A 22,086-nucleotide genomic window follows, 5' to 3' on the forward strand; every position below is an offset into this window, starting at 1 on the left:
GATGCTAACGGAAAGTAAAGTGAGAAATATTAGTGAGGTACGCAGTTTTAAACAAAAAGGTTTTACACTTTTGGAAATTATGGTGGTGATTGTAATTCTGGGGTTATTGGCCAGTTTGACTATTCCCAGCCTGATGGGAAATAAGGAAAAAGCCGATAAGCAAAAGGCGACCAGCGATATTGTCGCCCTGGAGAATGCACTGGATATGTACAAGTTGGACAACGGGCGTTATCCAAATTCGGAGCAAGGGTTGGCGGCGCTGTCGGCCAAGCCTGAAGTGGCGCCGATTCCGCGCAATTATCCTGAAGACGGTTATATCCGCCGGCTGCCGCAGGATCCCTGGGGCAATGAGTATCAACTTCGCAACCCCGGCAAGCACGGCAGGCTGGATGTGTTTTCAATCGGCCCGGACGGCCTTGCCGACAGTGATGACGACATCGGCAACTGGGTCGCGAGCACTGCGGATAAAGCGGAGTAGCAATGGGCCGCGAATGCGGGTTCACTCTGCTGGAAATCATGCTGGTGCTGCTGTTGTTAGGCATTACCAGCAGCCTGGTGATGTTGCGTTCTCCCGCCGCTGAAAGCCAACTGGCGCGACAGGGTGAGCAACTGGCCTGGCAGTTGAATGAGGTTGCGGAACGGGCTGAGCGTGAAGGCACAACCTATGGTGTGGCGTTCAGCCGTAGCGGTTGGCGCATTGTCGCCGCTGGCCAGTATCGGGATAAAGGTGCAGTGACGACAGACACGCCTTTGCCGGCCGGGGTTGAACTGCTGTTGGCCCTGGAGCGGCAGGCGATCGCGTTGGATGATGCATGGCCGCCGGGGGAGGAACCGCAGGTTTGGTTGTATCCGGGCGGTGAAACCACCGTGTTTTCCGTCACATTACAGCAAGGGAAATGCCGATGGCAGCTTAATGCGACCGGATTTTTCAGGTTTGAGACGACAGAAGCCCACTGTGATGAAAGATAAACATAAACGGCAGAGCGGGATGACCCTGCTGGAGGTGATGGTTGCGCTGATGATTTTCGCCATTGGTTGCATGGCGCTAATCAAAACCACCGGGCGGCAGGTACAAAGCCTGGGCGTGATCGAAGCGAAGAATGTCGCGCTGTGGGTGGCGGATAACCAATTGACCTTATTGCAGCTTGATGTATCCCCGCTCGCGCAGACATGGCGTCAGGGGACGACGGAAATGGCGGATGAAACCTGGTATTGGCGTTACCGCGGCAGAGACACCACGGATGTCGGGATGCGGGCGATAGAAATGGAAGTGCGGCGTAACCCGCAGGCGCAAAATGCATTGGTCAGGTTGCTGGCCTATAGAGAATCGCCATGAAACGGGAGTGGGCTCGCGGCTTTACGCTGGTGGAAATGATGCTGGCCATCGTTATTTTTTCATTGCTGTTGATCTCGGCGCTGATGATTTTCAAAGGCGTCTTGAGAAACAGTGAGATCACCCAACGAAAATCGACGCAAATGGTTCAACTGCAGCGGACGCTGAGCGTCATTGAACGGGACTTTACCCATGCACTCACCCGCACGCCGGCCGGCTTGGCCGGTCAGCCCGGAATACCGGAGTTTGTGGCGCGCGGTGCGGCAGAGGGCGTTGGCGACTATCGGGTCATGATGATCAGAAATTACTGGCATAACCCCGGAGCCAGGTTGCCGCGTTCGACGCTGGAGCGGGTGGAATACCGGTTTCAGAAGGGGGTGTTGGAGCGCCTGAGTTTCCCCACCCTGAACAGCCCGGCGTCTGCCGTGCGCAGTGTGACGTTGTTGTCGGACGTATTGCAGTTCCAATTGCGTTTTTATTATCAAGGTGAATGGTTAACGGCGTGGCATGCCAGCACCTGGCTGCCTCAGACGATCGAGATCACCGTTGAAACACGCTCTTTCGGCGTGGTACGACGCATTGTTCAACTGTCGCCCGAGGAAAAATCATGAATAAACAGCGGGGAATGGCGTTGTTGATGGTTTTGTTAATGATGTCGGTGATGACGATTATTGCGGTGAATATCAATAACTACTGGCAACGCTCGTTAACGCGTACACAGACTCAGCAGGATCAATTAACGGCCAAGTGGTTGCTGTTGGGCGGAGAAATCTATGCCAAAAGGCAGTTGCAACAGGCGTTGGATAAGCAGGTATCGGTGAGCTTGGGGCAGGCATGGGCGCGTGAAGATATAGTCATGCGCACGGAAGAGAGGGAGGTTTCCGTGCGTATTGTCAGCGCCGATGTCTGTTTTAATTTGAATGCGCTTGCAACGTCACCCCCGGTGGATGATGCCGGGGCCGAAAACCCGAAAGTAGCGAGAGAGAAGCAGATGTTCATGCTGTTACTCACCAATCTGGGTGTTGGCGAGCCGCAGGCCGGCGCTATCGCCGATGCCGTTATCATGAAAGTAAACCGGCGACGCGATCAGGCTGAAACTAGTTATCTGATTGAGGATGTCAGTGAACTGCGGGAACTGAGTGTCATAAGCCGCGAACTGTATCTGCGCATGGCACCACTGGTCTGCGCCTTACCGGATAATAGGTTGCGCATTAACCTTAATACCGCCACGGCGCAGCAATTGCCGCTGATCAGGGCGATGTTGCTGAATGCGTTGGGCGGCGATCAAGTCCTGGCGCTCATCGCTGCACGGCCGCAACACGGCTGGCGTTCACTGGACTTTTTAACTGCGGAAAACTACCCCGAACTGCACAAGCTGAAAGATGAGGATCTGGCCGACAGACTGGTCACTACCGGCAGCCGATTTACTGCGGAATTGCGGCTGAAGCTGGAGGACGGCCAGTATCGGCTAGTCAGTGCTTTGCAACGTAACAAAGCCGGTGTGAAGGTGATGAGCCGCCAGTTTGGGTGGGGAGAATAGAGTATGGCGGACAATATACTGCTTATCGCCCTGGGGCACGACGCGGTGGCCGACGTGCGCTGGGGCAAGATTGGGGAAGTGCAAAGCACCTTTGCCGCCAGCCTTGATCTGACTAACGCCGGTACCGAACTGGCGGTGATGGCACGAAACAGCATGGTGGTGGTGCTGGTTCCGGCACGTCATGTGGTGCTGCGGTATGTGGAGTTTCAGGGAAAATCCAGACTGGCGACGCCGATGGCGTTGGCGTTCCAGCATGAAAGCGAACTGTTGACCGACGTGGAGCAGATGCATTGGGTGATATTGGGCAAAGAGCAGATGAATTTCGGCATTGCCGGGATAGCGTTGGCGCAAATGCAGGCCTGGTGCGAACGCTTGAATGCTTGCGGTCTTCATGTCGATAAAATGATCCCGGATGTGTTGACAGTACCTTTACCCGGGCAGTGCAGCGCGGCGCTTTTGCCTGAACGGTGGTTGATAAGAACGGGAAAATGGCAGGGTATGCAGTTGCCCGGTGCATGGAAAGATACTGAACTTCCGGTAACGCCGGATCTTTGCATTCATGCCGGCGTCAGCGTGCCGTCTGCCTGGGAGGGCGTATCTTCCGCAGGGGATCCGTTATGGCAATTGGCGAATGAAGCCGGGCGCAGCAAGAGCAACCTGTTGCAGGGGAAATTTAAACCCGCCCTCGGATGGCCGCGCTTTATGCCGGGAAAGACCGCTTGCGCGTTGATATTGGTCAGTTGCTCGTTGCTGGTTTGCGGTCTGTACCATCAACTGAAGGCCGGACAAGCCGAAAGGCAGATGGCCGCTTTATATCAGCAACTGTCGCCGGGGCAGCCGCTGACGGCTTCACCCGTTGAGGAGGCCAGAAAAAAAGTCAGACAGATGCAAAATATATTGAAGGAGCCTCAGTTGTTTAAGCTGTTGCCTTATGCCACTGAAGCGTTGTCTTTGTGGAAGCAGCCGCAACTGCAGTCGTTAATTTTCGATGGCGCTAAAAATGAACTGGTTATCACTCTGTTAAAAGAAGATACGCAACTGCCGTTGCCAACTGAAGACAATGGCATCAACGTCGCCATAACGGAAGGGCCTGCGGTTAATCTGGCGACCCTCAGAGTCGGAGAGGTTCAATGATGAAAATGCGTATCGCCGGTTTTAAAGCCGATAAAAGCCTGCAGGCAGCGGTGGCATTGAGCCTGCTGTTGCTGGCGGCGTTCAGTTATTGCCTGTATCAGTTTTATCAGATGAAAGAAAGTTTGCAGCGGTTAGAGGCGTTTAACGGACAGATCAACAATGTCGTCTTGCTGCAATCTCGATTGCCGCCTGGCGCTGCGCCACGCGCTCTATTGCAGCAACGCCTGCGACAGAGCGCCCAGGAACAGCAAATTCCCGTCACGGTTTGGGACGAGCGGGAAGACGGCGTTCGGATGACGCTAGCTTCTATCCCATTCGCGCATTTAATGCTCTGGCTGGCCGAATTACAGCGCGAACAAGGGATTCGGGTGGTACAACTTGCCGTCGAACGTAGCGAACAGGATCAGGGAGTAGTGAAGGTCAGCCAACTGTTGGTGGCGGCGCAGCAAAGCATTTTATAAACGATCTCGATTTTATTCATTCAGAGGGAAATATGTTATTCGCCATTAAAAATATGGCCAGCGACTACTGGTTATTATTCAGCGCAGTGCTGAGTCTTTGCTTGGGCAGTTTTATTAATGTGGTTATTTACCGATTGCCCAAGATGCTTGAACGCGAAGAGTTCTGGGTGAGTAATGGAAATAATCCTGAGGTATTTAATTTTTTTCTTCCCGGTTCGACGTGTCCGCACTGTTTAGAGAAAATAAGGCCCTATGATAATATTCCGCTACTGAGCTGGTTGATATTACGCGGGCGTTGCCGCCACTGTCGGGTGGCTATTTCCTCGCGTTATCCTCTGGTTGAATGGGTTACCATGTTGGCCGGAATATCGATAGCCTGTTTTACCGGTATCGGTATCGACTGGTTTTTTATGCTGGCGTTATTTTCGTTATTGTTAGCACTGTCGGTTATCGATATGGACCGGCAGTTGTTGCCCGATTGTTTGACTCTGTCATTGTTGTGGACCGGGTTGTTGTGGCATAGCATTGCGCAGCCGCAATTTTTACCCGCCGCAGTAATGGGCGCTGTCGCGGGTTATCTCATCCTTTGGCTGCTTTACTGGGGGTTCCGGTTATCGACCGGCCGCGAAGGTTTGGGGTATGGCGACTTTAAATTACTGGCGGCGCTGGGGGCCTGGGGGGGATATGAATCTCTGCCGCAGATCTTGTTGTTTGGGTCGTCCTGCAGCCTGCTCTGGCTACTGCTGCTGCGTGTGATGCGTTCTCGCAGCTGGTCGCAGCCCTTGCCGTTCGGGCCTGGGCTGGCGATAGCCGGATGGTCGTGGGTGGTTTACCGCGAGATTATCCAACCGTTTGTTGGCTAGCGTGCATGCTCGAGAAAACGCACCAGCGTCCGGTTGAAGCTGCTGCATTTCTGCGCCAGAGGCGTAGCGTCGGCATTCAGCCGATCAAATACTCCTTTGGCCGCATCGAGTAATTGGGTTTGATTTACGTCTTGGCTTGGCCAACCTTTTTTATTTGCTTCGTTCATTGCTGCGGCGGCCAATTTATCATTGTCCGGGATGTCGGCACGGCTGCATTTTTCCCGAAGAAACTGGCTGGCCCCGACCAGCGAGGACAGTTGTTCCAGCCGACTCTCGGCCGTTGGCAGCGTGGTTTTATGTTCTGCAGAATGCTGACAGCCGGACAGCAGCGCAACGGATATCGTTAACGCGGCAATATTTCTGATAAACATATTATTCTCATCGTAGGCTTGGGTAAGGGGTGATTATTTTATCTTCGGCTAATTATAGTTTCAATGCTCCAGGTTTTTTTTAAGTATTATTCATGTTTACTAATGACTTTTATCCATTAATGCACATTAAATTAAGGCAATCTAAGTATCTCAGGCTTATTTGTTCGTTTTATTCTGTTGGGGCGGGAAGTTACCGCGTTTATTAGAACAGTAAATGATTCGACTGGAGATTATTTGAATTTTCTCAGTTGAAAGCCGAACAATTTAACTGGAGTAGTAATGAAATTATCAAAAATTGCCTTGATGATGGCAACGCTTACCGTCTCTTCCGCAGCCTGGGCTCATGGTTATATTGAAGTACCCGAGAGCCGTGCCTATAAATGCAAGCTGGGTTCAAACACCGATTGCGGCCGTGCTCAGTGGGAACCACAAAGTGTTGAGCAAATTTCCGGCTTCCCGGGTAACGATACGCCACTGGACGGTGAACTGGCTAGCGGCAGCGTAGGGGGATTTGAACCTCTGGATCGCCAAGGCACCAACCAGTGGGCGCTGAATACCATCCAGGCAGGTCCGCAAAGCTTTACCTGGTTCAATAAAGCCCGCCATAAAACCACTAACTGGCGCTATTACATCACCAAACAGGGCTGGGACGTCAACAAGCCGTTGTCGCGCGAATCCTTAGAAAAAGAACCGTTCTGCGTGATTGACGGCCACGGTCTTCTGCCTGATGAACGTGTGGTTCACCAGTGTGTAGTTCCGGAAAGAACCGGTTATCAGGTGATTTATGGCGTGTGGGAAATTGCCGATACGGTAAATAGCTTCTATCAGGCCGTCGACGTTAACTTTGAAGATGGCGGTATTATTTCCGAGTGGAGCAAACAGCTGCAAGGGCACATCAACGGTAAGAACCTGCAGGTTGGGGATAAGGCGATCGCCCGCTTCTTCAGCGATGCCGGTGAAGTTACCGCCATGCAAATCGAGATCGATATCGACAGCGAAGCGCTGACCGATAAAAATCTCTGGAGCCAGGCCCTGGCGCAAAAAATTAATGCTACCCACGCTGACGTACGTGCCGGTGTTAAAGACAAGGACGGCAACGTTAATCCAATCGCCGGCAACAACTATGTCTTCGCGAAGAAAGGTAGCGCGCTGAAGGGTGTGGTGATTTCCTATGAGGAAGAGGCGCCTGCCGTTACCGAGGAAATCCGCATTGGTGGGCTGTCGAGCAGCAAGATCAAAGACGGTAAATCCCGGTTGACCTTTAACGCTGAGGTGAAAGGCAAACTGACCGTTGAAGCACGCGTGTTCGATCACCACCAGATCGAGAAGGGGTATCTGAAAACCACGTTGGAAGATGCCAGCCAGCCATTGAGCATGGATCTGAACAACGTCAGCGAAGGTCACCACATGCTGAAAGTGATTGCGACTAACGAGCAAGGTCACAGCATTCAGCCTGACGTTGAAGATTTCAACCTCGAAGCTGAGTCTACTGGCGGCACCGGCGAGTATAACTTCGTCTTCCCGAACGACCTGAGCAAATACGCAGCCGGCACCACCGTGTTACAGCCGAAAGATGGCAAGGTATACGAATGCAAGCCATTCCCATACAGCGGTTATTGCATGCAATGGAACAGCGCAGCAAACCATTATGAGCCTGGTGTAGGGGCAAACTGGAAAGACGCCTGGGTAGTGAAACAGTAATTATTTGGTGATAGACAGGATATTCAGCGGCCAGCAATGGCCGCTTTTAAGAGGGTTTTATGCAACATCAAACCGAGAGGATTGGCATCCGCACTCGTTATGATCTCTTCAGCCGCCTATTGCATTGGGTCATTGCCGCCGCGATGTTTTACATCATGATTGTCGGATATTCACTGCACTTTATGCCGGATGAGAGGATATTTACCTTTTTCTCAGAGACCAATATGTCGCTGGCCCTGGTAATGACACCGCTGATGGCGATACGCTTTCTGTGGCGCTTTTTCAGGCCGTCGGTTCCTTATGGCGAAATGCTGAAAGGGCATGGAAAGGGGCTGGTGCATTTGCTGCACGAGGTTTTCTATTTGCTCATTTTCGTGGTGTTGATCAGCGGTTTTTTAATGTTGGAAAAGGGATTTCAGATCTTTGGCGTGATAGATTTTCCCCGGCCGGTGGCTAACCTGGAAGTGAACAGATTCTTTTTTGTCGTACATCGCTGCTCATGTGTGGCGCTGGCGGGAATGATAATGCTCCACCTGACTGCGGTGATCAAGCATCACTACCTTGAAAAGAATGCGATTTTGCGGCGTATGCTGTAGCCAGCATGCTGCCTGGCGCGCCAGTTTTTCCGCTGGTGCGCCGCCGTTATCAGGTGAATTTTCTGGCGGCATAAAATGGGGATGACGGTGGCTATTTTACTGCAGCTGTATACTACATACTGCGTATTTGAATGATAATGAACTGACCCTATTTCAACTGACGCAGCCTTGCGCTAATGGCCGGGGCATGTCAAAGCCATCCACCGTTAATTGGGGATTCATTGAGGCCGACGAGGGATCGGCTCAACGCATTTACCACCCGGATTACCTGACGAATTTCCAAACGGCAACAGGGATTTTATCGTACAGCTTATTCATGGTGAGCTCGGCAAGACGGTGGTCTGCTGCGGAGTAAAACAGCTCTAGCTCGTCGTCTGAAAGCTCATACTTATTTTTTTCAATAACACGTTCCAGGGTGTCAATCGTGGTGCATTTACGTAAACGCATCAGATAGTCAATTTTAGTCATGATAACCTTTAGTTTTATAAACCGTAGAGTAGTTTGGGGATAATTATCCCCTAAGTTCTCATTGTCGTACAGATGCCCTCTCCTGAGAACATTCTGAATAATCGCGCTTTGGTTTTTTGCCAGCGGCGCAAATCGGAATCGTTAATACCATAGCTGCTAAACAGCGTGTAGGTATCGTCGAGATACTCTTCGACTAACTCCGATAAATCACTTTCGTCCATGTATTTAATTTTATAACTCATCACAAACGAAGCAATATGTTCAATCAACTCGTTAAGCTGGAGGTTGACGGAAGACGTTGGATCGTTCACCCAGCCGTGGTGGCTGTCGCCCAGCGTTGCGATACCTTCATCATACAAATTTTCGCACAAGAATTTGAGCTGAGCTATATCGTGCCTTTTAGGCGAATACTCATCCATATCATCCCCTCCGTAAGTCTTAATTTCGGTGTTGATAACACTCTGTGAGTAAGCTGATTTACATCATGGACGGAGGTAGCTTAACGGTGAAAAAATAAACTTTCCGTATAATGAATATAAATCATTTTTTCGCATTTGGCCTGCTGTTATTACGTAAACTTACAATTCATCTGCGGTAGAGGGGCGGGAGTAATCAATGACGTCAAAGGTTAATCCCGTTTCAACAACGCTAAAGGCTACGCTGTCGCTGATGTATTCCTCGGCGCTGATATCCAGACAGGCGTTGAAAATTGTCCATTTATAGCGATAACTCATTGAATACTGGCTGCCACTCACATTTTGAATATCAAGTATTTCTAATGAACCCTCGGCGTAACGAGCGCTTTCCGAATAAAAACTCAGGCCGCTGGTCAATGCCGGCACCAACTCTGAAATTTTATCGTTAATCATTTTCTTTAGTTTTTTAACGGAAAGTGCTTCCGTCATTGTGTCGCAACGAAGAGTTACTTGCATTTAATGTCTGGCCGTGCAGCTATCCAATCTATTTATCTTACTCCTTTTTCACCACCTCGTCGGTAAACTTTTCGTTAACCCTGGACTTTTTTACGGTTTTCCAACGTTGTTTACTGCTTAATAACCCTGATGTTATTCGGTATATCCCAAAGGGAGTACTTTCTGTTATTTGTTAATCTGCTAATTATCGATACAAGCATAACTTTCGTTGTTAAGTTCCGTTACATAAATCACCGGGTGAGCGCTTGAGTCGCGTATGTGTTTGTGATGTTATACTATAACAATTTAATTTTTTCTCTCAGGCTATGAAACCGACATCCGCACCACATCAAAATGACGCTGTATCGTCGCTGCATTCCTTGTTCACCGCATCGGCGGGATTACGCTGCGGTATTGCGGCGGCGCTGTTGGCTCTGCTATGGCTGGGCATCAGCTGGGCGGTATTGCTGCCATGATTACGCTGCAACAGGCCGTGATTGGCTATGGCGGCACACCGCTGTTTCCCCCGCTTAGCGGACATTTCGCTGCCGGCTCTCTGACGGCGGTGGTGGGAATTAACGGCGCGGGGAAATCTACGTTACTGAAAACATTGGCCGGGCTTTTACCCTTGCAGAGCGGCAGCCTGCTTTTCCGCGGCAACAAGTTACCGCGCATGGCGTATCTGCCGCAGCAGGCTGAGCTGGATCGTCAGTTTCCGATAGTCGTGAGTGACCTGGTGGCAATGGGAAGCTGGCCGCAGTGCGGTATGTTCGGTGGGATAGGCAAGCGCGCCGGGTTGCAGATTGTCGAGGCGCTGGATGCCGTAGGCATGGCGTCGATGGTGAGAAGCCCGGTAGGCGAACTTTCAGGCGGCCAACTGCAACGCGTGCTGTTTGCTCGCCTGCTGGTCCAGCAGGCACCGCTGATTTTATTGGATGAACCTTTTACCGGCATCGACAGCGCCACCACCCAGTTATTGCTGCAGGTTATCGCACAGCTGCACCGACAGAGGCGAACGGTGATTGCCGTGCTGCATGATATGTCGATGGTGGCGAACCACTTCCCCCAAGCGTTGTTGCTGACGCCACAGTGTTGCCACTGGGGTTCCGCCGAGCGGGTGCTGGAGCACATTCCCGCGTTGAATCTCGCCAGCCCGCCGCTGTGTCGCATGGCGGTAGCGCCATGATGCTGCTTGATCTTCTCATCGATCCCTTCGCCTCGTTCGGCTTTATGCGTCGTGCGCTGATGGCCTGTTTTGCGCTGTCGCTCAGCGCCGCGCCACTGGGGGTTTTTCTGCTACTGCGGCGTATGAGCCTGGTCGGCGATGCATTGTCTCATGCAGTGTTGCCCGGGGCAGCGATAGGCTACCTGATTTCAGGCATGTCGCTGGTGGCGATGGGCGTTGGCGGATTTATCGCCGGGCTGGCGGTGGCAATGCTATCGGGGCTGGTCAGCCGCCGGACGCCGCTGAAAGAAGACGCCAGTTTCGCCGGTTTTTACCTGGGTTCGCTGGCTTTGGGGGTGACGCTGGTTTCACTGCGCGGCTCCAGTGTCGATCTGCTGCATGTGCTGTTCGGCTCGATTCTGGCGGTAGATACGAATGCCATTTTGATGGTGGGCGTAATAGCCAGTTTTTCGCTGTTGGCACTGGCGGCGCTATATCGCGCTCTGGTGATTGAGTCTTTCGACTCCACCTTTTTGCGAGTCAGCGCACCGCGCTGGCTGGCGATGATACACGGGCTGTTTCTGGCGCTGGTGGTGATAAACCTGGTGGCGGGGTTCCAGATCCTCGGCACGCTAATGTCGGTGGGGTTGATGATGCTGCCCGCCGCCAGCGCGCGTTTTTGGGCACGTAACTTGCCGCATACGTTGGCGGTCGCGATGGGGATTGGCATGCTCTCGAGCCTGATAGGTCTCGAATGGTCTTATTACGCGTCCTTGCCCGCCGGCCCGGCGATTGTGCTCAGCGCCAGCGTGATCTTTTTTGGATCGATTCTGTTTGGGACGCGTGGGGGGATCTATTCTCTCGCGCGCCGTTGATAAGTACCAAGTTCAAGGAGAAAGTATGAAAGGTTTACCTATTTCGCTGGCAGTCGCTGCTCTGCTGTCCAGCCCATTGGCGATGGCGAAAACCGTCGATGCCGTTGCCAGCTTTTCGATCCTCGGCGATATTGTGAAACAGGTGGGGGGAGAACATGTCAGGGTCACCACGCTGGTGGGGCCAGACGGTGATCCGCACAGCTTTGAACCTTCGCCGAAAGACAGCAAGGTGTTGTCGCAGGCCGATGTGGTGTTCGTCAGCGGCCTGGGGCTGGAGGGCTGGATCGATCGCCTGGTCGGTGCCTCGGGGTATAAAGGGCGGGTGGTTACCGCATCGCAGGGGATCGACACCCGCCAGATGAGCGAGGACGGCAAGGAAGTCACCGATCCCCATGCCTGGAACAGCATGAAGAACGGGGTGCAGTACGCAACCAACGTGATGAATGCGCTGATTGCCGCCGATCCGCAAGACGCCAATTATTTTCGCCAGCGCGGTTCGGAATATATCCAGCAGTTGCAGAAGCTGGATCTCTGGGCCAAGACCCAATTTGCCGCGGTACCGCAACAAAAACGCAAGGTGCTGACCAGCCATGATGCTTTTGGTTACTTTGGGCAAGAATATGGCGTCACCTTCCTTGCCCCGGTCGGTTTCTCCACCGAGGCCGAAGCCAGCGCCAGCGACGTAGCCGGTTTGATAAAACAGATCAAACAGGAGAAGGTTAATGCCTACTTTATTGAAAACCAGACCGATCCGCGGCTGGTGAAACAAATTGCCGCCGCCACCGGAGCGAAAGCCGGCGGTGAGCTGTATCCAGAGGCCCTGTCCAAACCGCAAGGGCCGGCGGCGAGCTATGTACAGGCATTCCAGCACAACGTCGATACGCTGTTAGGCAGTATGAAATAAACTGCAGCGGCCCTGCCGGTGAGGCGGGGCCACTGGTTGCGCTTCAGTTTTCTTTCTCCATAAAAAAAGCCCCGTTGAGCAGCAACGGGGCTTTGCGACAGATGACACTTCAGACATTAACGCTTTTTCTTGCGTCCCTGTACCGCTTTGAATCGCGGGTTGGTTTTACAAATCACATAGATACGACCATTACGGCGTACGACTTTGCAATCAGGATGGCGATTCTTCGCCGAACGCAATGAACTTAAAACCTGCATGTTGATTCCCTTTTACTTGCTGCCAAGAAAGCGGCCAAAACGTTGCTGGAAGCGCGCCGTGCTGCCTTCTTTGGAGAACTCTTTCTGCTTGCCGGTGTAATACGGATGCGAAGCGGAAGAGACGTCGATAGTGACGTATGGCCAGTTTTCGCCATCAAGTTCAATGGTGCGATCGGTGTTAATGGTCGAGCCCACTTTAAAGTAGGTATTGGCGCTCAGATCGTGGAACACCACGGTACGGTAGTTTGGATGGATGCCTGCTTTCATGATGCACTCCAATGTAACGTTATACTATAACAATAATTATGCACCTCGCGGCAGGGCGGATCAAGTACAAAATGTCACGGCTGGCGAATTAATGAGAGTGGTTTGCATTAAGCGAATGAAGCTAAAGAAAAAGGCCGCATAAGCGGCCTTTGTGTTCAGGAGTAAGCGTTCACTGGGTTATCAGTGATGCTCAACCGGATGGCTGTGTTCCACATCGTCAGACTTCTTGCTGAAGCGGCGGCGAACCACCACGAAGAAGACCGGAACGAAGAAGATGGCCAGCACGGTAGCGGTAATCATCCCGCCCATAACGCCGGTACCTACCGCGTTCTGAGCGCCGGAGCCTGCACCGCTGCTGATAACCAGCGGCAGTACCCCGAGGATGAATGCCAGTGAAGTCATCAGAATCGGGCGCAAACGCATGCGCACCGCTTCCAGCGTGGCTTCTACCAGACCCTTGCCTTCTTTATCCATCAGATCCTTGGCGAATTCGACGATCAATATGGCGTTTTTCGCGGACAGACCGATGGTGGTCAACAGCCCCACCTGGAAGTAAACGTCATTGTTCAGGCCGCGCATGGTGGCCGCCAGCAATGCGCCGATAACCCCCAGCGGCAGAACCAGCATGACCGAGAACGGAATCGACCAGCTTTCATACAGCGCTGCCAGGCACAAGAACACCACCAGAATCGAGATGGCGTACAGGGCAGGGGCCTGGTTACCGGACAGACGTTCCTGGTAGGACATACCGGTCCAGTCGTAACCGATGCCGCTCGGCAGCTTGGAGGACAGCTCTTCCATCATGTTCATTGCTTCACCGGTACTTTTACCCGGTGCCGCCTGACCCAGAATTTCCATGGAAGGCAGGCCGTTATAGCGTTCCAGACGCGGTGAGCCGTACTCCCATTTCGCCGTAGAGAAAGCGGAGAACGGAACCATCTGGCCACTGGTGCCGCGGACAAACCACTTGTTGATGTCCTCTGGCAACATACGGAACGGTGCTTCAGCCTGCACGTAAACCTTCTTCACACGACCGCGGTCGATGAAGTCGTTCACGTACGAGCCACCCAACGCGGTGGTCAGCGTGCTGTTGATGGTGGTGATGCTGACGCCCAGCGCCTTGGCTTTTTCCTGATCGATAATCAGTTTGAACTGAGGCGTATCTTCCAGGCCGTTAGGACGCATACCGACCAGCAGGTCCGGATGCTTGGCCGCCATGCCCAACAACTGGTTACGCGCTTCGGTCAGTTTTTCATGCCCCAGGCCACCCTGGTCAATCAGCTGGAAGTCAAAACCGGTAGCGGTACCCAGTTCGATAATCGCAGGCAGGTTGAACGGGAATACCAGGCCGTCTTTGATTTGCGAGAACGCGCCCATGGCGCGGCCTGCAATTGCCGGCACTTTATTTTGTTCACCGCTACGTTCGGACCAGTCTTTCAGGCTGACGAACGACAGACCGTTGTTCTGGCCGTTACCGTTAAAGCCGAAGCCCGCAACGGTAAACACCGAAACCACGTTGTCTTTTTCTTTGGTCATGAAGTAGTCGGTGACTTCTTGCAGCACCTTCGAGGTACGAGCCTCGGTGGCGCCCGCAGGCAACTGCACCATGGTCAGCAGGATACCCTGGTCTTCTTCCGGCAGGAACGAGGACGGCAGGCGCAGGAACAGCAGGCCCATGCCGACGACGATCAACAGGTAGATCACCAGATAGCGACCGGTGCTGCGCAGGATGCTGGCAACGCTGTCGGTGTAGTGGTGGGTGCTCTTTTCGAACATGCGGTTAAACCAGCCGAAGAAGCCGGTTTTAGCCCCGTGGTCGCCTTTCTGCACCGGTTTCAGCAGGGTGGCGCACAGCGCCGGCGTCAGAATCAACGCCACCAGCACCGACAGCGCCATCGCGGAAACGATGGTGATGGAGAACTGACGGTAGATCGCGCCGGTTGAACCGCCGAAGAATGCCATAGGTACGAATACCGCTGACAGCACCATGGCGATACCGACCAACGCACCCTGGATCTGCTCCATCGATTTCTTGGTCGCTTCTTTCGGCGGCAGTCCCTCTTCGGACATTACGCGCTCGACGTTTTCCACCACCACGATGGCGTCATCCACCAGCAAGCCTATCGCCAGCACCATGCCGAACATCGTCAGGGTGTTTATCGAGAAGCCAAAGGCCGCCAATATCGCAAAGGTGCCCAGCAAGACGACCGGTACCGCGATGGTTGGGATCAGCGTCGCGCGGAAGTTCTGCAGGAACAGATACATGACCAGGAATACCAGCACGATCGCTTCGAACAGCGTTTTCACCACTTCGTTGATCGAAATCTTGACGAACGGGGTGGTGTCGTACGGATAAACCACTTTCATCCCCTGAGGGAAGAACGGCTGCATCTTGGTTAACGAGTCTTTTACCGCTTTGGCGGTGTTCAGGGCGTTGGCGCCGGTAGCTAGTTTGATACCCAGGCCTGCCGCCGGTTTGCCGTTATACCGCGCAGTTACGGCATAGCTTTCGCCGCCGCGCTCGATGCGAGCCACGTCTTTCAGGCGAACCTGAGAACCGTCCGCATTCACCTTGAGCAGAATTTTGCCGAACTCTTCAGGAGAGGTCAGACGGGTCTGCGCGATGATGGAGGCGTTAAGCTGCTGGCCCGGTACCGGTGGCATCCCACCCAATTGCCCTGCGGCGATCTGGTTGTTCTGCTCGGTGATGGCGGAGGTTACGTCCGTCGTGGTCAGCTGGAAATTGTTCAGCTTGCCCGGATCCAGCCAGATGCGCATGGCGTACTGAGCACCAAACAGCTGCACTTCACCCACGCCTTGCGAACGGCTGATAGGATCCTTGATGTTTGAAGCTACATAGTCCGCGATGTCGTCCTGAGTCATGCTTGGATCGTCGGAAATGAAGCCGGCTACCATCAGGAAGCTGCTGCTGGATTTTTCTACTTTCAGGCCTTGCTGCTGCACTTCTTGCGGTAACAGCGGCGTGGCCAGCGACAGTTTGTTCTGGACCTGAACCTGCGCGATGTCAGGGTCAGTGCCGGAGTTAAACGTCAGCGTAATGGTGACGCTACCAGAGGAGTCACTGGTGGAGGACATGTACATCAGATTATCGATACCGTTCATGTTCTGTTCGATAATCTGGGTCACGGTGTCCTGCACCGTTTTTGCATCCGCGCCTGGATAGTTGGCGGAAACACTCACCGCCGGTGGTGCAATAGTGGGATACTGCGCGATCGGCAGTTTCATTATTGCAAGCACCCCCGCCAACATGACGATGATGGCGATTACCCAGGCGAAAATCGGGCGATCTATAAAGAACTTAGCCATGTCTTACCGGCTCCTTTTTATGACTTCTGCGCTTCAGACTGCGGCTGTTTCTGCGCCTGAGTGTCAACTTCCTGCACTTTCACCTGAGCGCCAGGACGGACTTTCATCAGGCCGGTGACAATCACGCGATCGCCGGCTTTCAAACCGTCGGTAACCAGCCATTTGTCGCCGATAGCCTGATCCGCTTTCACTGTACGCAACTCGACTTTATCGTCGGCGCCAACCACCAACGCGGTAGCTTCGCCGCGTGGGTTACGCGTCACACCTTGTTGCGGTACCAGCAATGCATCGCTGCGCACGCCTTCGTCCAGGCGGGCGCGAACGAACATCCCCGGCAACAGCGTATCGTTCGGGTTCGGGAACACTGCGCGAATGGTGATGGAACCGGTGGTTTCGTCAACGGTGACGTCAGAGAACTCCAGCGTGCCTGCCTGGGCGTATTCCGCGCCGTTTTCCAGCAGCAGAGTCACCTTGGCCTTGCCGTTTTCCTGTTTCAGCGCACCGCTGGCCAGTTCTTGCTTCAGGCGCAGGAAATCGTTGCTCGATTGGGTGACGTCCACGTACATCGGATCCAGCTGTTGCACGGTAGACAGCGCCGTGGTCTGGCCGTTGGTAACCAGCGCGCCTTCGGTCACGGCGGATTTGCCGATGCGGCCGGAGATCGGAGAGGTCACTTTGGTGTAAGCCAGGTTGATGCGTGCGGTTTCCACTGCGGCTTTCGAGGCCACCACGGCGGCTTCCGCCTGCTGCAGCGTGGAAACTGCGGTATCGTAATCCTGTTTACTGATGTAGTTGGTGCCCAGCAAAGGTTTGTAGCGGTTCACCGTTACGCGCGCGATCGAAGCGCTGGCCTGGGATCTGGCCAAATCGCCTTTAGCGCTGTCATAGGTAGCTTGATAGGTGGCGGGATCGATCTGATACAGGGAAGACCCTGCCTTGATGTCACTGCCTTCAACAAAATTGCGCTTCAGGATGATGCCGCTGACCTGAGGGCGAACTTCGGCGATACGATACGCAGCAGTACGGCCAGGAAGATCGGTAGTAATGTTGAGAGGCTCGGCCTTCAATGTCACTACGCCCACTTCGGGTGCCGGTGGTTGGGCGCCTTGTTGTTGGGTTTCTTTATCGTTACATCCTGTAAGTACTAAGCTGCCTGAAAGCATCAGAACTGCCGCCAGAGGCGTTAACCCTCTGTTTTTGTTCATAGAAAAACCTCAAGTGTCCGATTTCAAAATGATCAATGGATCACAAGCTTTAAAACCCATTGCTGCGTTAATTATATGTGCGTGCTATGGTACATACATACGCGAATGTATGTAAATCACACTCCCCCGAAAAAACAACGCCATGGCACGAAAAACCAAACAGCAGGCGCTAGAAACTCGACAGCACATTCTCGATGCTGCGGTGCAGGAATTTTCTGAGCGTGGCGTTTCTGCAACGTCACTGACAGATATTGCCACCGCTGCCGGTGTTACTCGTGGTGCTATTTATTGGCACTTCAAGAATAAGGTAGACCTGTTTAACGAAGTTTGGGAATTGTCAGAGTCGAAAATAGGCGATCTCGAATTAGAGTATCAGGCAAAGTACCCTGAGAATCCACTGCGTATTTTACGTGAAATACTAATTTATATACTGACGGCGACGGTCGATGATAGCCGCCGGCGAGCGCTGATGGAGATCGTATTCCACAAGTGCGAATTTGTCGGTGAAATGGTGCCGCTGCAGGAAGCGCGCAAAGTGCTTAGTCTGGAAGGCTACGAACGCATAGAGTCGGTGCTGCGCAACAGCATGAGTCACGGCCAACTTCCCGCCGATCTCAACACGCGCCGTGCGGCGATCATCCTGCGCGCTTATATTACCGGACTGATGGAAAACTGGCTGTTTATGCCGGAAAGTTTTGATCTGAAAGCCGAAGCGGCAGCCTTGGTCGATTCATTCCTCGAAATGGCCCAATTCTGCCCGACCTTACGGGCGAAACCGGCAGAGCAGGCGGCCGAGCCGCACAGTGCCGACTGTCATCCTTAACCAGGAGATGCACCATGTCATCCGTTGTGTTGATCGCCAGTGGCGCGGCCTATGGCCAGGAATCACTGTTTAACGCCTTGCGTCTGGGCATTGCGCTGAAAGAGCAGCAGGCCGATCTCAACCTGAAACTGTTTTTGATGTCAGACGCCGTGGTAGCCGGCCTTGCCGGGCAGCAACCGCACGAAGGCTACCATCTGCAGCAGATGCTGGAGATCCTCACTGCGCAGCAAGTGCCGGTAAAACTGTGCAAAACCTGCGCAGATGCGCGCGGCGTCAGCCGGTTACCGCTGGCAGACGGGGTGGAAATCGGTACGCTGGTGGAACTCGCGCAATGGACGCTGGCCGCCGGGAAAGTGCTGACATTCTGATCCCGCTACATCTGTACATCACCAGCAACGTTTTCTTATTCGTTGGCTATCTGCGATCGTGATAATCTTTTGGCTTCTTTATTGATTCGAAGTCAAATCATGCATCGCAGGTTAGCTAAGCGTCCTTTTCTGACGTTACCCTCGTTCTTCGGTGTGGATATTTCCCGCGCCCTCGCTCTGTTTTTATTGATCGCCGTTTGTGCGGTCTGCCAGCCTGTTGCCCATGCGGCGTTGAACGGCGATGTACCGTCGCGCAGTGAAATTCAAAATCAGCTTGATGCGCTGAATAAGCAAAAAACGCTGACGCCGGTCAATAAGCTCGCCCAGCAGGATCTGACGCGCACGCTCGAACTGCTGGACGCCATTGAACGCGTCAAACAGGATGGCGCCGAGCTTAAACAGCAGTTGCAGTTGGCGCCGGGCAAGTTGCGCCAGGTGACTGCAGATCTGGAGGCGTTGAAGATCCCCGTGGATAGCGCGGCCGCCAGGGCCGATCTGCTGCCGCTCTCCCTGCGCCAACTGGAAACCCGTCTTTATCAGACGCTGGATGAACTGCAAACCGCGCAGGAAAACCTCTCTGCCTATAACAGCCAACTGGTTTCGCTGCAGACCCAGCCGGAACGGGTGCAAAGCAGCATGTATACCGCGTCGCAGCGTCTGCAGGAGATCCGCAACCAGCTCAACGACCAGACGCCGGGCCAAAACTCGCTGCGCGACAGCCAGCAGGTGATGCTGGCAACGGAACAGGTGTTGCTCAATGCGCAGATTGATCTGCAACGCAGGAGCCTGGAGGCCAACACCACCCTGCAGGATCTGCTGCAGAAACAGCGCGATTACACCACCGGGCACATCGACGCGCTGGACCGAACGGTGCAGTTGCTGCAAGAAGTGGTTAACAGCAAACGCCTGACGCTGTCTGAAAAAACCGCCAAAGAGGCGCAGAATCCGGAAGATGCCACGGATATCCAACAGGATAAGCTGGTCAGCAAAGAGCTGAACGTCAATCGCCAACTCAGCCAGCGGCTGATTGCCGCCACGGAAGAGAGCAACATCCTGTTTCAACAGAATATCCGGGTAAAGAACTGGCTCGATCGCGGCCTGCAGTCGGAGCGTAATCTGAAGGAGCAGATCCAGGTACTGAAGGGCAGTCTGGTGCTGTCGCGCATTCTTTACCAGCAGCAGCAAAACTTGCCGCAGGGCACGCTGGTGGCGGATATGGGCACGCGAATCGCCGATTTACGTCTGGAGCAGTTTGATATCAACCAGCAGCGCGACGATCTGTTCAAGGGCGATGACTACATTAATAAGCTGCTTGTCGACAGCAAAGAAAAAGCCAGCGCGGATGTGCTTGATGCGCTTAACGAAATCGTCGATATGCGCCGTGAGCTGTTGGATCAGTTGAATAAGCAACTCAGCAACCAGCTTGCTCAGTCTATTAGCTTGCAGATTAACCAGCAGCAACTGACCAGCGTTTACAGCTCGCTGCAAGACACGCTGACCCAGCAAATATTCTGGGTTAACAGTAACAAACCGATCGATCTGGCGTGGTTGAAAGCCTTACCGGGAGCGGTCAAGGATCAGATTGCCGCACTCGATTTCAAACTGGACACCGGCAAAATACTGCAGGGCGGATTGAATGCGCTGGTGTTCCTCATCCCGATGCTGATTCTGATAGCCCTGTTGCGCTGGCGCTACAAATTGATCGATACGCACCTGCAAAAGCTGGCTAATGATGTCGGGCAGTTAAAACGCGACAGCCAACTGCACACGCCGAAGGCCATTATGCTGACCTTGTTGAAAGTGCTGCCCGGCTCGGCACTGCTGCTTGGTGTCGGTTTCTGGTGTTACCGCGCGGAAATCGGCCTCAGCGATTTTTTGTGGGCATTGTCGCAACAGCTGGCGCTGTTCTGGCTGATTTTCGGCTTTACCTACCGTACGCTGGCACCGGGCGGCGTTACCGAGCGCCACTTCAACTTTTCCACCGGACTGTGCGCGCACTACCGTCGGCAGACCCTGCGTCTGGGGTTGGCGCTGTTGCCGCTGATCTTCTGGTCGGTGCTGGGCGAGAAAGCGCCGCTGCGGCTGGTGGAAGATGTTATCGGCCAGGTGGTGGTGATGCTGACGTTGGCGCTGCTTGCCGTGCTGGTGTTTCCGCTGTGCCGCGACAGTTGGCGTGAGAAAGGTTCGCACGCGGTGCAACTGGTGATCATCACCGCCATTGCCGCCACGCCGCTAATCCTGCTCGGCCTGATGTTCGCCGGTTATTTCTACACCACGTTGCGTCTGGCCGGCCGCTGGATCGACAGCCTGTATCTGTTCTTCCTGTGGAACATCGTTTATCTGACCGCCATTCGCGGCCTGAGCGTTGCGGCACGTCGCTTGGCTTACCGCCGCGCGCTGGCGCGTCGCCAGAGCCTGGCGAAAGAGGGAGCGGAAGGCGGGGAGCCGGTCGAGGAGGCGCCTTTGGCGCTGGATCAGATCAACCAGCAATCGCTGCGTCTGACTACCATGGCGCTGTTCATCATCTTTGCCAGCGCCTTCTACGGCATTTGGTCAGATCTGGTGACGGTGATTTCGTATCTGGACAGCATCACGCTGTGGCATTACACCACCACCGTTGCCGGCGGCAGCCTGCCGCAGGCTGTGACGTTGGGCAACATGATGGTGGCTATCGCGGCGGTGATCGTCGCTTATGTCATGACGCGCAACTTGCCGGGCCTGCTGGAAGTCGTGGTGCTGTCGCGGTTGCAACTGCGACAAGGTGCGTCTTACGCCATCACCACCATACTGACCTATCTGATCACCACCGTGGGGGCCGTTACTGCGCTGGGATCGCTGGGGGTATCCTGGGATAAGCTGCAATGGTTGGCCGCCGGGTTGACCGTCGGGCTGGGCTTCGGCCTGCAGGAGATTTTCGCCAACTTTGTTTCTGGCCTGATCATCCTGTTCGAGCGGCCGATCCGCATCGGCGACACCATTACTATCGGCACTTTCTCCGGCTCGGTCAGCAAAATCCGCATTCGCGCCACCACCATTACCGATTTCGACCGTAAAGAGGTGATCATCCCGAACAAGGCGTTTGTTACCGAGCGGCTGATCAACTGGTCGCTGTCAGACACCATTACCCGGGTGTTGATCAAGGTTGGGGTGGCATACGGTTCCGATCTGGACAAGGTGAAAGCGGTGCTGTTGCAGGCGGCGCAGGATAACCCGAGGGTGATGACCGATCCGGAACCGCAGGTTTTCTTCCTTAACTTTGGCGCCAGCACGCTGGATCACGAATTGCGTCTTTATGTCCGTGAATTGCGTGACCGCAGCTATACCGTCGATGAGCTGAACCGTGCGATCGATCGCCTGTGCCGGGAGAACGGCATTGATATCGCCTTTAACCAGCTTGAAGTGTATTTGCACAACCAGCAGGGTAACGAGGTACAGGAAGTGAAACGGACGCTGTCGCAGGATGAGGGCAGCCCGTCGGCAGGATAATGGGACGAAAATGGGGTTCAGTTCACAAGGC

At 53.9% G+C, this 22,086-nt stretch carries 24 protein-coding genes; 16 read left to right on the forward strand and 8 right to left on the reverse strand.

Annotation, left to right across the window (positions count from 1 at the left end):
* Nucleotide 1 precedes the first annotated feature (1 nt).
* Genes gspG through D4100_RS17205 form a run of 8 tightly spaced genes read left to right on the forward strand, consistent with a single transcriptional unit; the run spans nucleotide 2 to nucleotide 5,331 of the window.
* Entirely contained in the window at nucleotides 2-478 is a 477-nt protein-coding gene (gene gspG, locus D4100_RS17170) for a type II secretion system major pseudopilin GspG (protein WP_043913234.1), read from the forward strand.
* Between the two features lie 2 nt (nucleotides 479-480).
* Nucleotides 481-969, forward strand: coding sequence for a type II secretion system minor pseudopilin GspH (gene gspH / locus D4100_RS17175; RefSeq protein WP_006322242.1), 489 nt, complete (start codon nucleotides 481-483; stop codon nucleotides 967-969).
* A complete protein-coding gene (gene gspI, locus D4100_RS17180) occupies nucleotides 959-1,336 on the forward strand; it encodes a type II secretion system minor pseudopilin GspI (protein ID WP_006322243.1) in 378 nt (125 codons plus the stop codon). The genes gspH and gspI overlap by 11 nt, the downstream gene beginning before the upstream one ends.
* Complete coding sequence (gene gspJ / locus D4100_RS17185; protein WP_119804841.1) at nucleotides 1,333-1,944, forward strand: type II secretion system minor pseudopilin GspJ; 612 nt, start codon at nucleotides 1,333-1,335, stop codon at nucleotides 1,942-1,944. The genes gspI and gspJ overlap by 4 nt, the downstream gene beginning before the upstream one ends.
* The gene (gspK, locus tag D4100_RS17190; protein ID WP_119804842.1) at nucleotides 1,941-2,873 is read left to right on the forward strand and encodes a type II secretion system minor pseudopilin GspK; all 933 of its coding nucleotides are present in this window, start codon (nucleotides 1,941-1,943) and stop codon (nucleotides 2,871-2,873) included. Before gspJ ends, gspK begins: the two co-directional genes overlap by 4 nt.
* 3 nt (nucleotides 2,874-2,876) lie before the next feature.
* Nucleotides 2,877-4,007, forward strand: coding sequence for a type II secretion system protein GspL (gene gspL, locus D4100_RS17195; RefSeq protein ID WP_119804843.1), 1,131 nt, complete (start codon nucleotides 2,877-2,879; stop codon nucleotides 4,005-4,007).
* On the forward strand, nucleotides 4,004-4,468 hold the full coding sequence (gene gspM / locus D4100_RS17200; protein ID WP_244941677.1) for a type II secretion system protein GspM: 465 nt from the start codon (nucleotides 4,004-4,006) through the stop codon (nucleotides 4,466-4,468). The genes gspL and gspM overlap by 4 nt, the downstream gene beginning before the upstream one ends.
* Before the next feature lie 53 nt (nucleotides 4,469-4,521).
* Nucleotides 4,522-5,331, forward strand: coding sequence for a prepilin peptidase (locus D4100_RS17205; protein ID WP_420876406.1), 810 nt, complete (start codon nucleotides 4,522-4,524; stop codon nucleotides 5,329-5,331).
* Here D4100_RS17205 and gspS read toward each other — a convergent pair.
* The gene (gene gspS, locus D4100_RS17210) at nucleotides 5,328-5,702 is read right to left on the reverse strand and encodes a type II secretion system pilot lipoprotein GspS (RefSeq protein WP_006322253.1); all 375 of its coding nucleotides are present in this window, start codon (nucleotides 5,700-5,702) and stop codon (nucleotides 5,328-5,330) included. The genes D4100_RS17205 and gspS overlap by 4 nt on opposite strands.
* Nucleotides 5,703-5,981: 279 nt before the next feature.
* On the opposite strand from gspS, the gene gbpA reads away from it, so the two are divergent.
* Entirely contained in the window at nucleotides 5,982-7,403 is a 1,422-nt protein-coding gene (gene gbpA, locus D4100_RS17215; protein WP_119804845.1) for an N-acetylglucosamine-binding protein GbpA, read from the forward strand.
* Nucleotides 7,404-7,462: 59 nt separating this feature from the next.
* A complete protein-coding gene (locus D4100_RS17220; RefSeq protein ID WP_119804846.1) occupies nucleotides 7,463-7,999 on the forward strand; it encodes a cytochrome b in 537 nt (178 codons plus the stop codon).
* Between the two features lie 264 nt (nucleotides 8,000-8,263).
* Here the strand turns inward: D4100_RS17220 and D4100_RS17225 are convergent, their stop codons facing one another.
* From D4100_RS17225 to D4100_RS17235, 3 genes are all read right to left on the reverse strand, one after another.
* Nucleotides 8,264-8,467, reverse strand: coding sequence for an HHA domain-containing protein (locus D4100_RS17225; RefSeq protein ID WP_006322256.1), 204 nt, complete (start codon nucleotides 8,465-8,467; stop codon nucleotides 8,264-8,266).
* Between the two features lie 50 nt (nucleotides 8,468-8,517).
* Nucleotides 8,518-8,886 (reverse strand): Hha toxicity modulator TomB, encoded by a 369-nt coding sequence (gene tomB / locus D4100_RS17230; RefSeq protein WP_006322262.1) that lies wholly within the window; start codon nucleotides 8,884-8,886, stop codon nucleotides 8,518-8,520.
* 159 nt (nucleotides 8,887-9,045) lie between these two features.
* Nucleotides 9,046-9,399, reverse strand: coding sequence for a hypothetical protein (locus tag D4100_RS17235; RefSeq protein WP_065505920.1), 354 nt, complete (start codon nucleotides 9,397-9,399; stop codon nucleotides 9,046-9,048).
* Between the two features lie 451 nt (nucleotides 9,400-9,850).
* Here D4100_RS17235 and D4100_RS17240 point away from each other — a divergent pair, with 451 nt between their 5' ends.
* The 3 genes from D4100_RS17240 to D4100_RS17250 are packed head-to-tail and all read left to right on the forward strand — an operon-like array spanning nucleotide 9,851 to nucleotide 12,322.
* Nucleotides 9,851-10,564 carry a metal ABC transporter ATP-binding protein gene (locus D4100_RS17240; protein WP_119804847.1) on the forward strand — a complete coding sequence of 238 codons (714 nt, stop codon included), beginning with the start codon at nucleotides 9,851-9,853 and terminating at the stop codon, nucleotides 10,562-10,564.
* Entirely contained in the window at nucleotides 10,561-11,418 is an 858-nt protein-coding gene (locus D4100_RS17245; RefSeq protein ID WP_119804848.1) for a metal ABC transporter permease, read from the forward strand. The genes D4100_RS17240 and D4100_RS17245 overlap by 4 nt, the downstream gene beginning before the upstream one ends.
* A 25-nt stretch (nucleotides 11,419-11,443) precedes the next feature.
* Complete coding sequence (locus D4100_RS17250; protein WP_006322275.1) at nucleotides 11,444-12,322, forward strand: metal ABC transporter substrate-binding protein; 879 nt, start codon at nucleotides 11,444-11,446, stop codon at nucleotides 12,320-12,322.
* Between the two features lie 116 nt (nucleotides 12,323-12,438).
* On the opposite strand, the gene ykgO is transcribed toward D4100_RS17250, so the two are convergent.
* The 4 genes from ykgO to sdeX all read right to left on the reverse strand — a co-directional run bounded on the left by ykgO (nucleotide 12,439) and on the right by sdeX (nucleotide 17,378).
* The gene (ykgO, locus tag D4100_RS17255) at nucleotides 12,439-12,579 is read right to left on the reverse strand and encodes a type B 50S ribosomal protein L36 (protein ID WP_006322277.1); all 141 of its coding nucleotides are present in this window, start codon (nucleotides 12,577-12,579) and stop codon (nucleotides 12,439-12,441) included.
* Nucleotides 12,580-12,591: 12 nt separating this feature from the next.
* Nucleotides 12,592-12,846 (reverse strand): type B 50S ribosomal protein L31, encoded by a 255-nt coding sequence (locus tag D4100_RS17260; protein ID WP_004949355.1) that lies wholly within the window; start codon nucleotides 12,844-12,846, stop codon nucleotides 12,592-12,594.
* Between the two features lie 180 nt (nucleotides 12,847-13,026).
* Nucleotides 13,027-16,173, reverse strand: a complete 3,147-nt coding sequence (gene sdeY / locus D4100_RS17265) for a multidrug efflux RND transporter permease subunit SdeY (protein ID WP_006322279.1) — start codon at nucleotides 16,171-16,173, stop codon at nucleotides 13,027-13,029.
* A 17-nt stretch (nucleotides 16,174-16,190) separates the two neighbouring features.
* Nucleotides 16,191-17,378: a multidrug efflux RND transporter periplasmic adaptor subunit SdeX gene (gene sdeX, locus D4100_RS17270; protein ID WP_006322281.1), complete on the reverse strand. Its 1,188-nt coding sequence runs from the start codon at nucleotides 17,376-17,378 to the stop codon at nucleotides 16,191-16,193.
* 142 nt (nucleotides 17,379-17,520) lie between these two features.
* Here sdeX and acrR point away from each other — a divergent pair, with 142 nt between their 5' ends.
* The 3 genes from acrR to mscK all read left to right on the forward strand — a co-directional run bounded on the left by acrR (nucleotide 17,521) and on the right by mscK (nucleotide 22,055).
* Nucleotides 17,521-18,201, forward strand: coding sequence for a multidrug efflux transporter transcriptional repressor AcrR (gene acrR / locus D4100_RS17275; protein ID WP_119804849.1), 681 nt, complete (start codon nucleotides 17,521-17,523; stop codon nucleotides 18,199-18,201).
* Nucleotides 18,202-18,215: 14 nt separating this feature from the next.
* Nucleotides 18,216-18,569, forward strand: a complete 354-nt coding sequence (locus tag D4100_RS17280) for a DsrE/DsrF/TusD sulfur relay family protein (RefSeq protein ID WP_006322283.1) — start codon at nucleotides 18,216-18,218, stop codon at nucleotides 18,567-18,569.
* Nucleotides 18,570-18,668: 99 nt separating this feature from the next.
* Nucleotides 18,669-22,055: a mechanosensitive channel MscK gene (gene mscK, locus D4100_RS17285; RefSeq protein ID WP_119804850.1), complete on the forward strand. Its 3,387-nt coding sequence runs from the start codon at nucleotides 18,669-18,671 to the stop codon at nucleotides 22,053-22,055.
* Nucleotides 22,056-22,086: the final 31 nt, after the last annotated feature.

It is taken from the genome of Serratia inhibens (genome assembly GCF_003591175.1).
Classification (GTDB): domain Bacteria; phylum Pseudomonadota; class Gammaproteobacteria; order Enterobacterales; family Enterobacteriaceae; genus Serratia; species Serratia inhibens.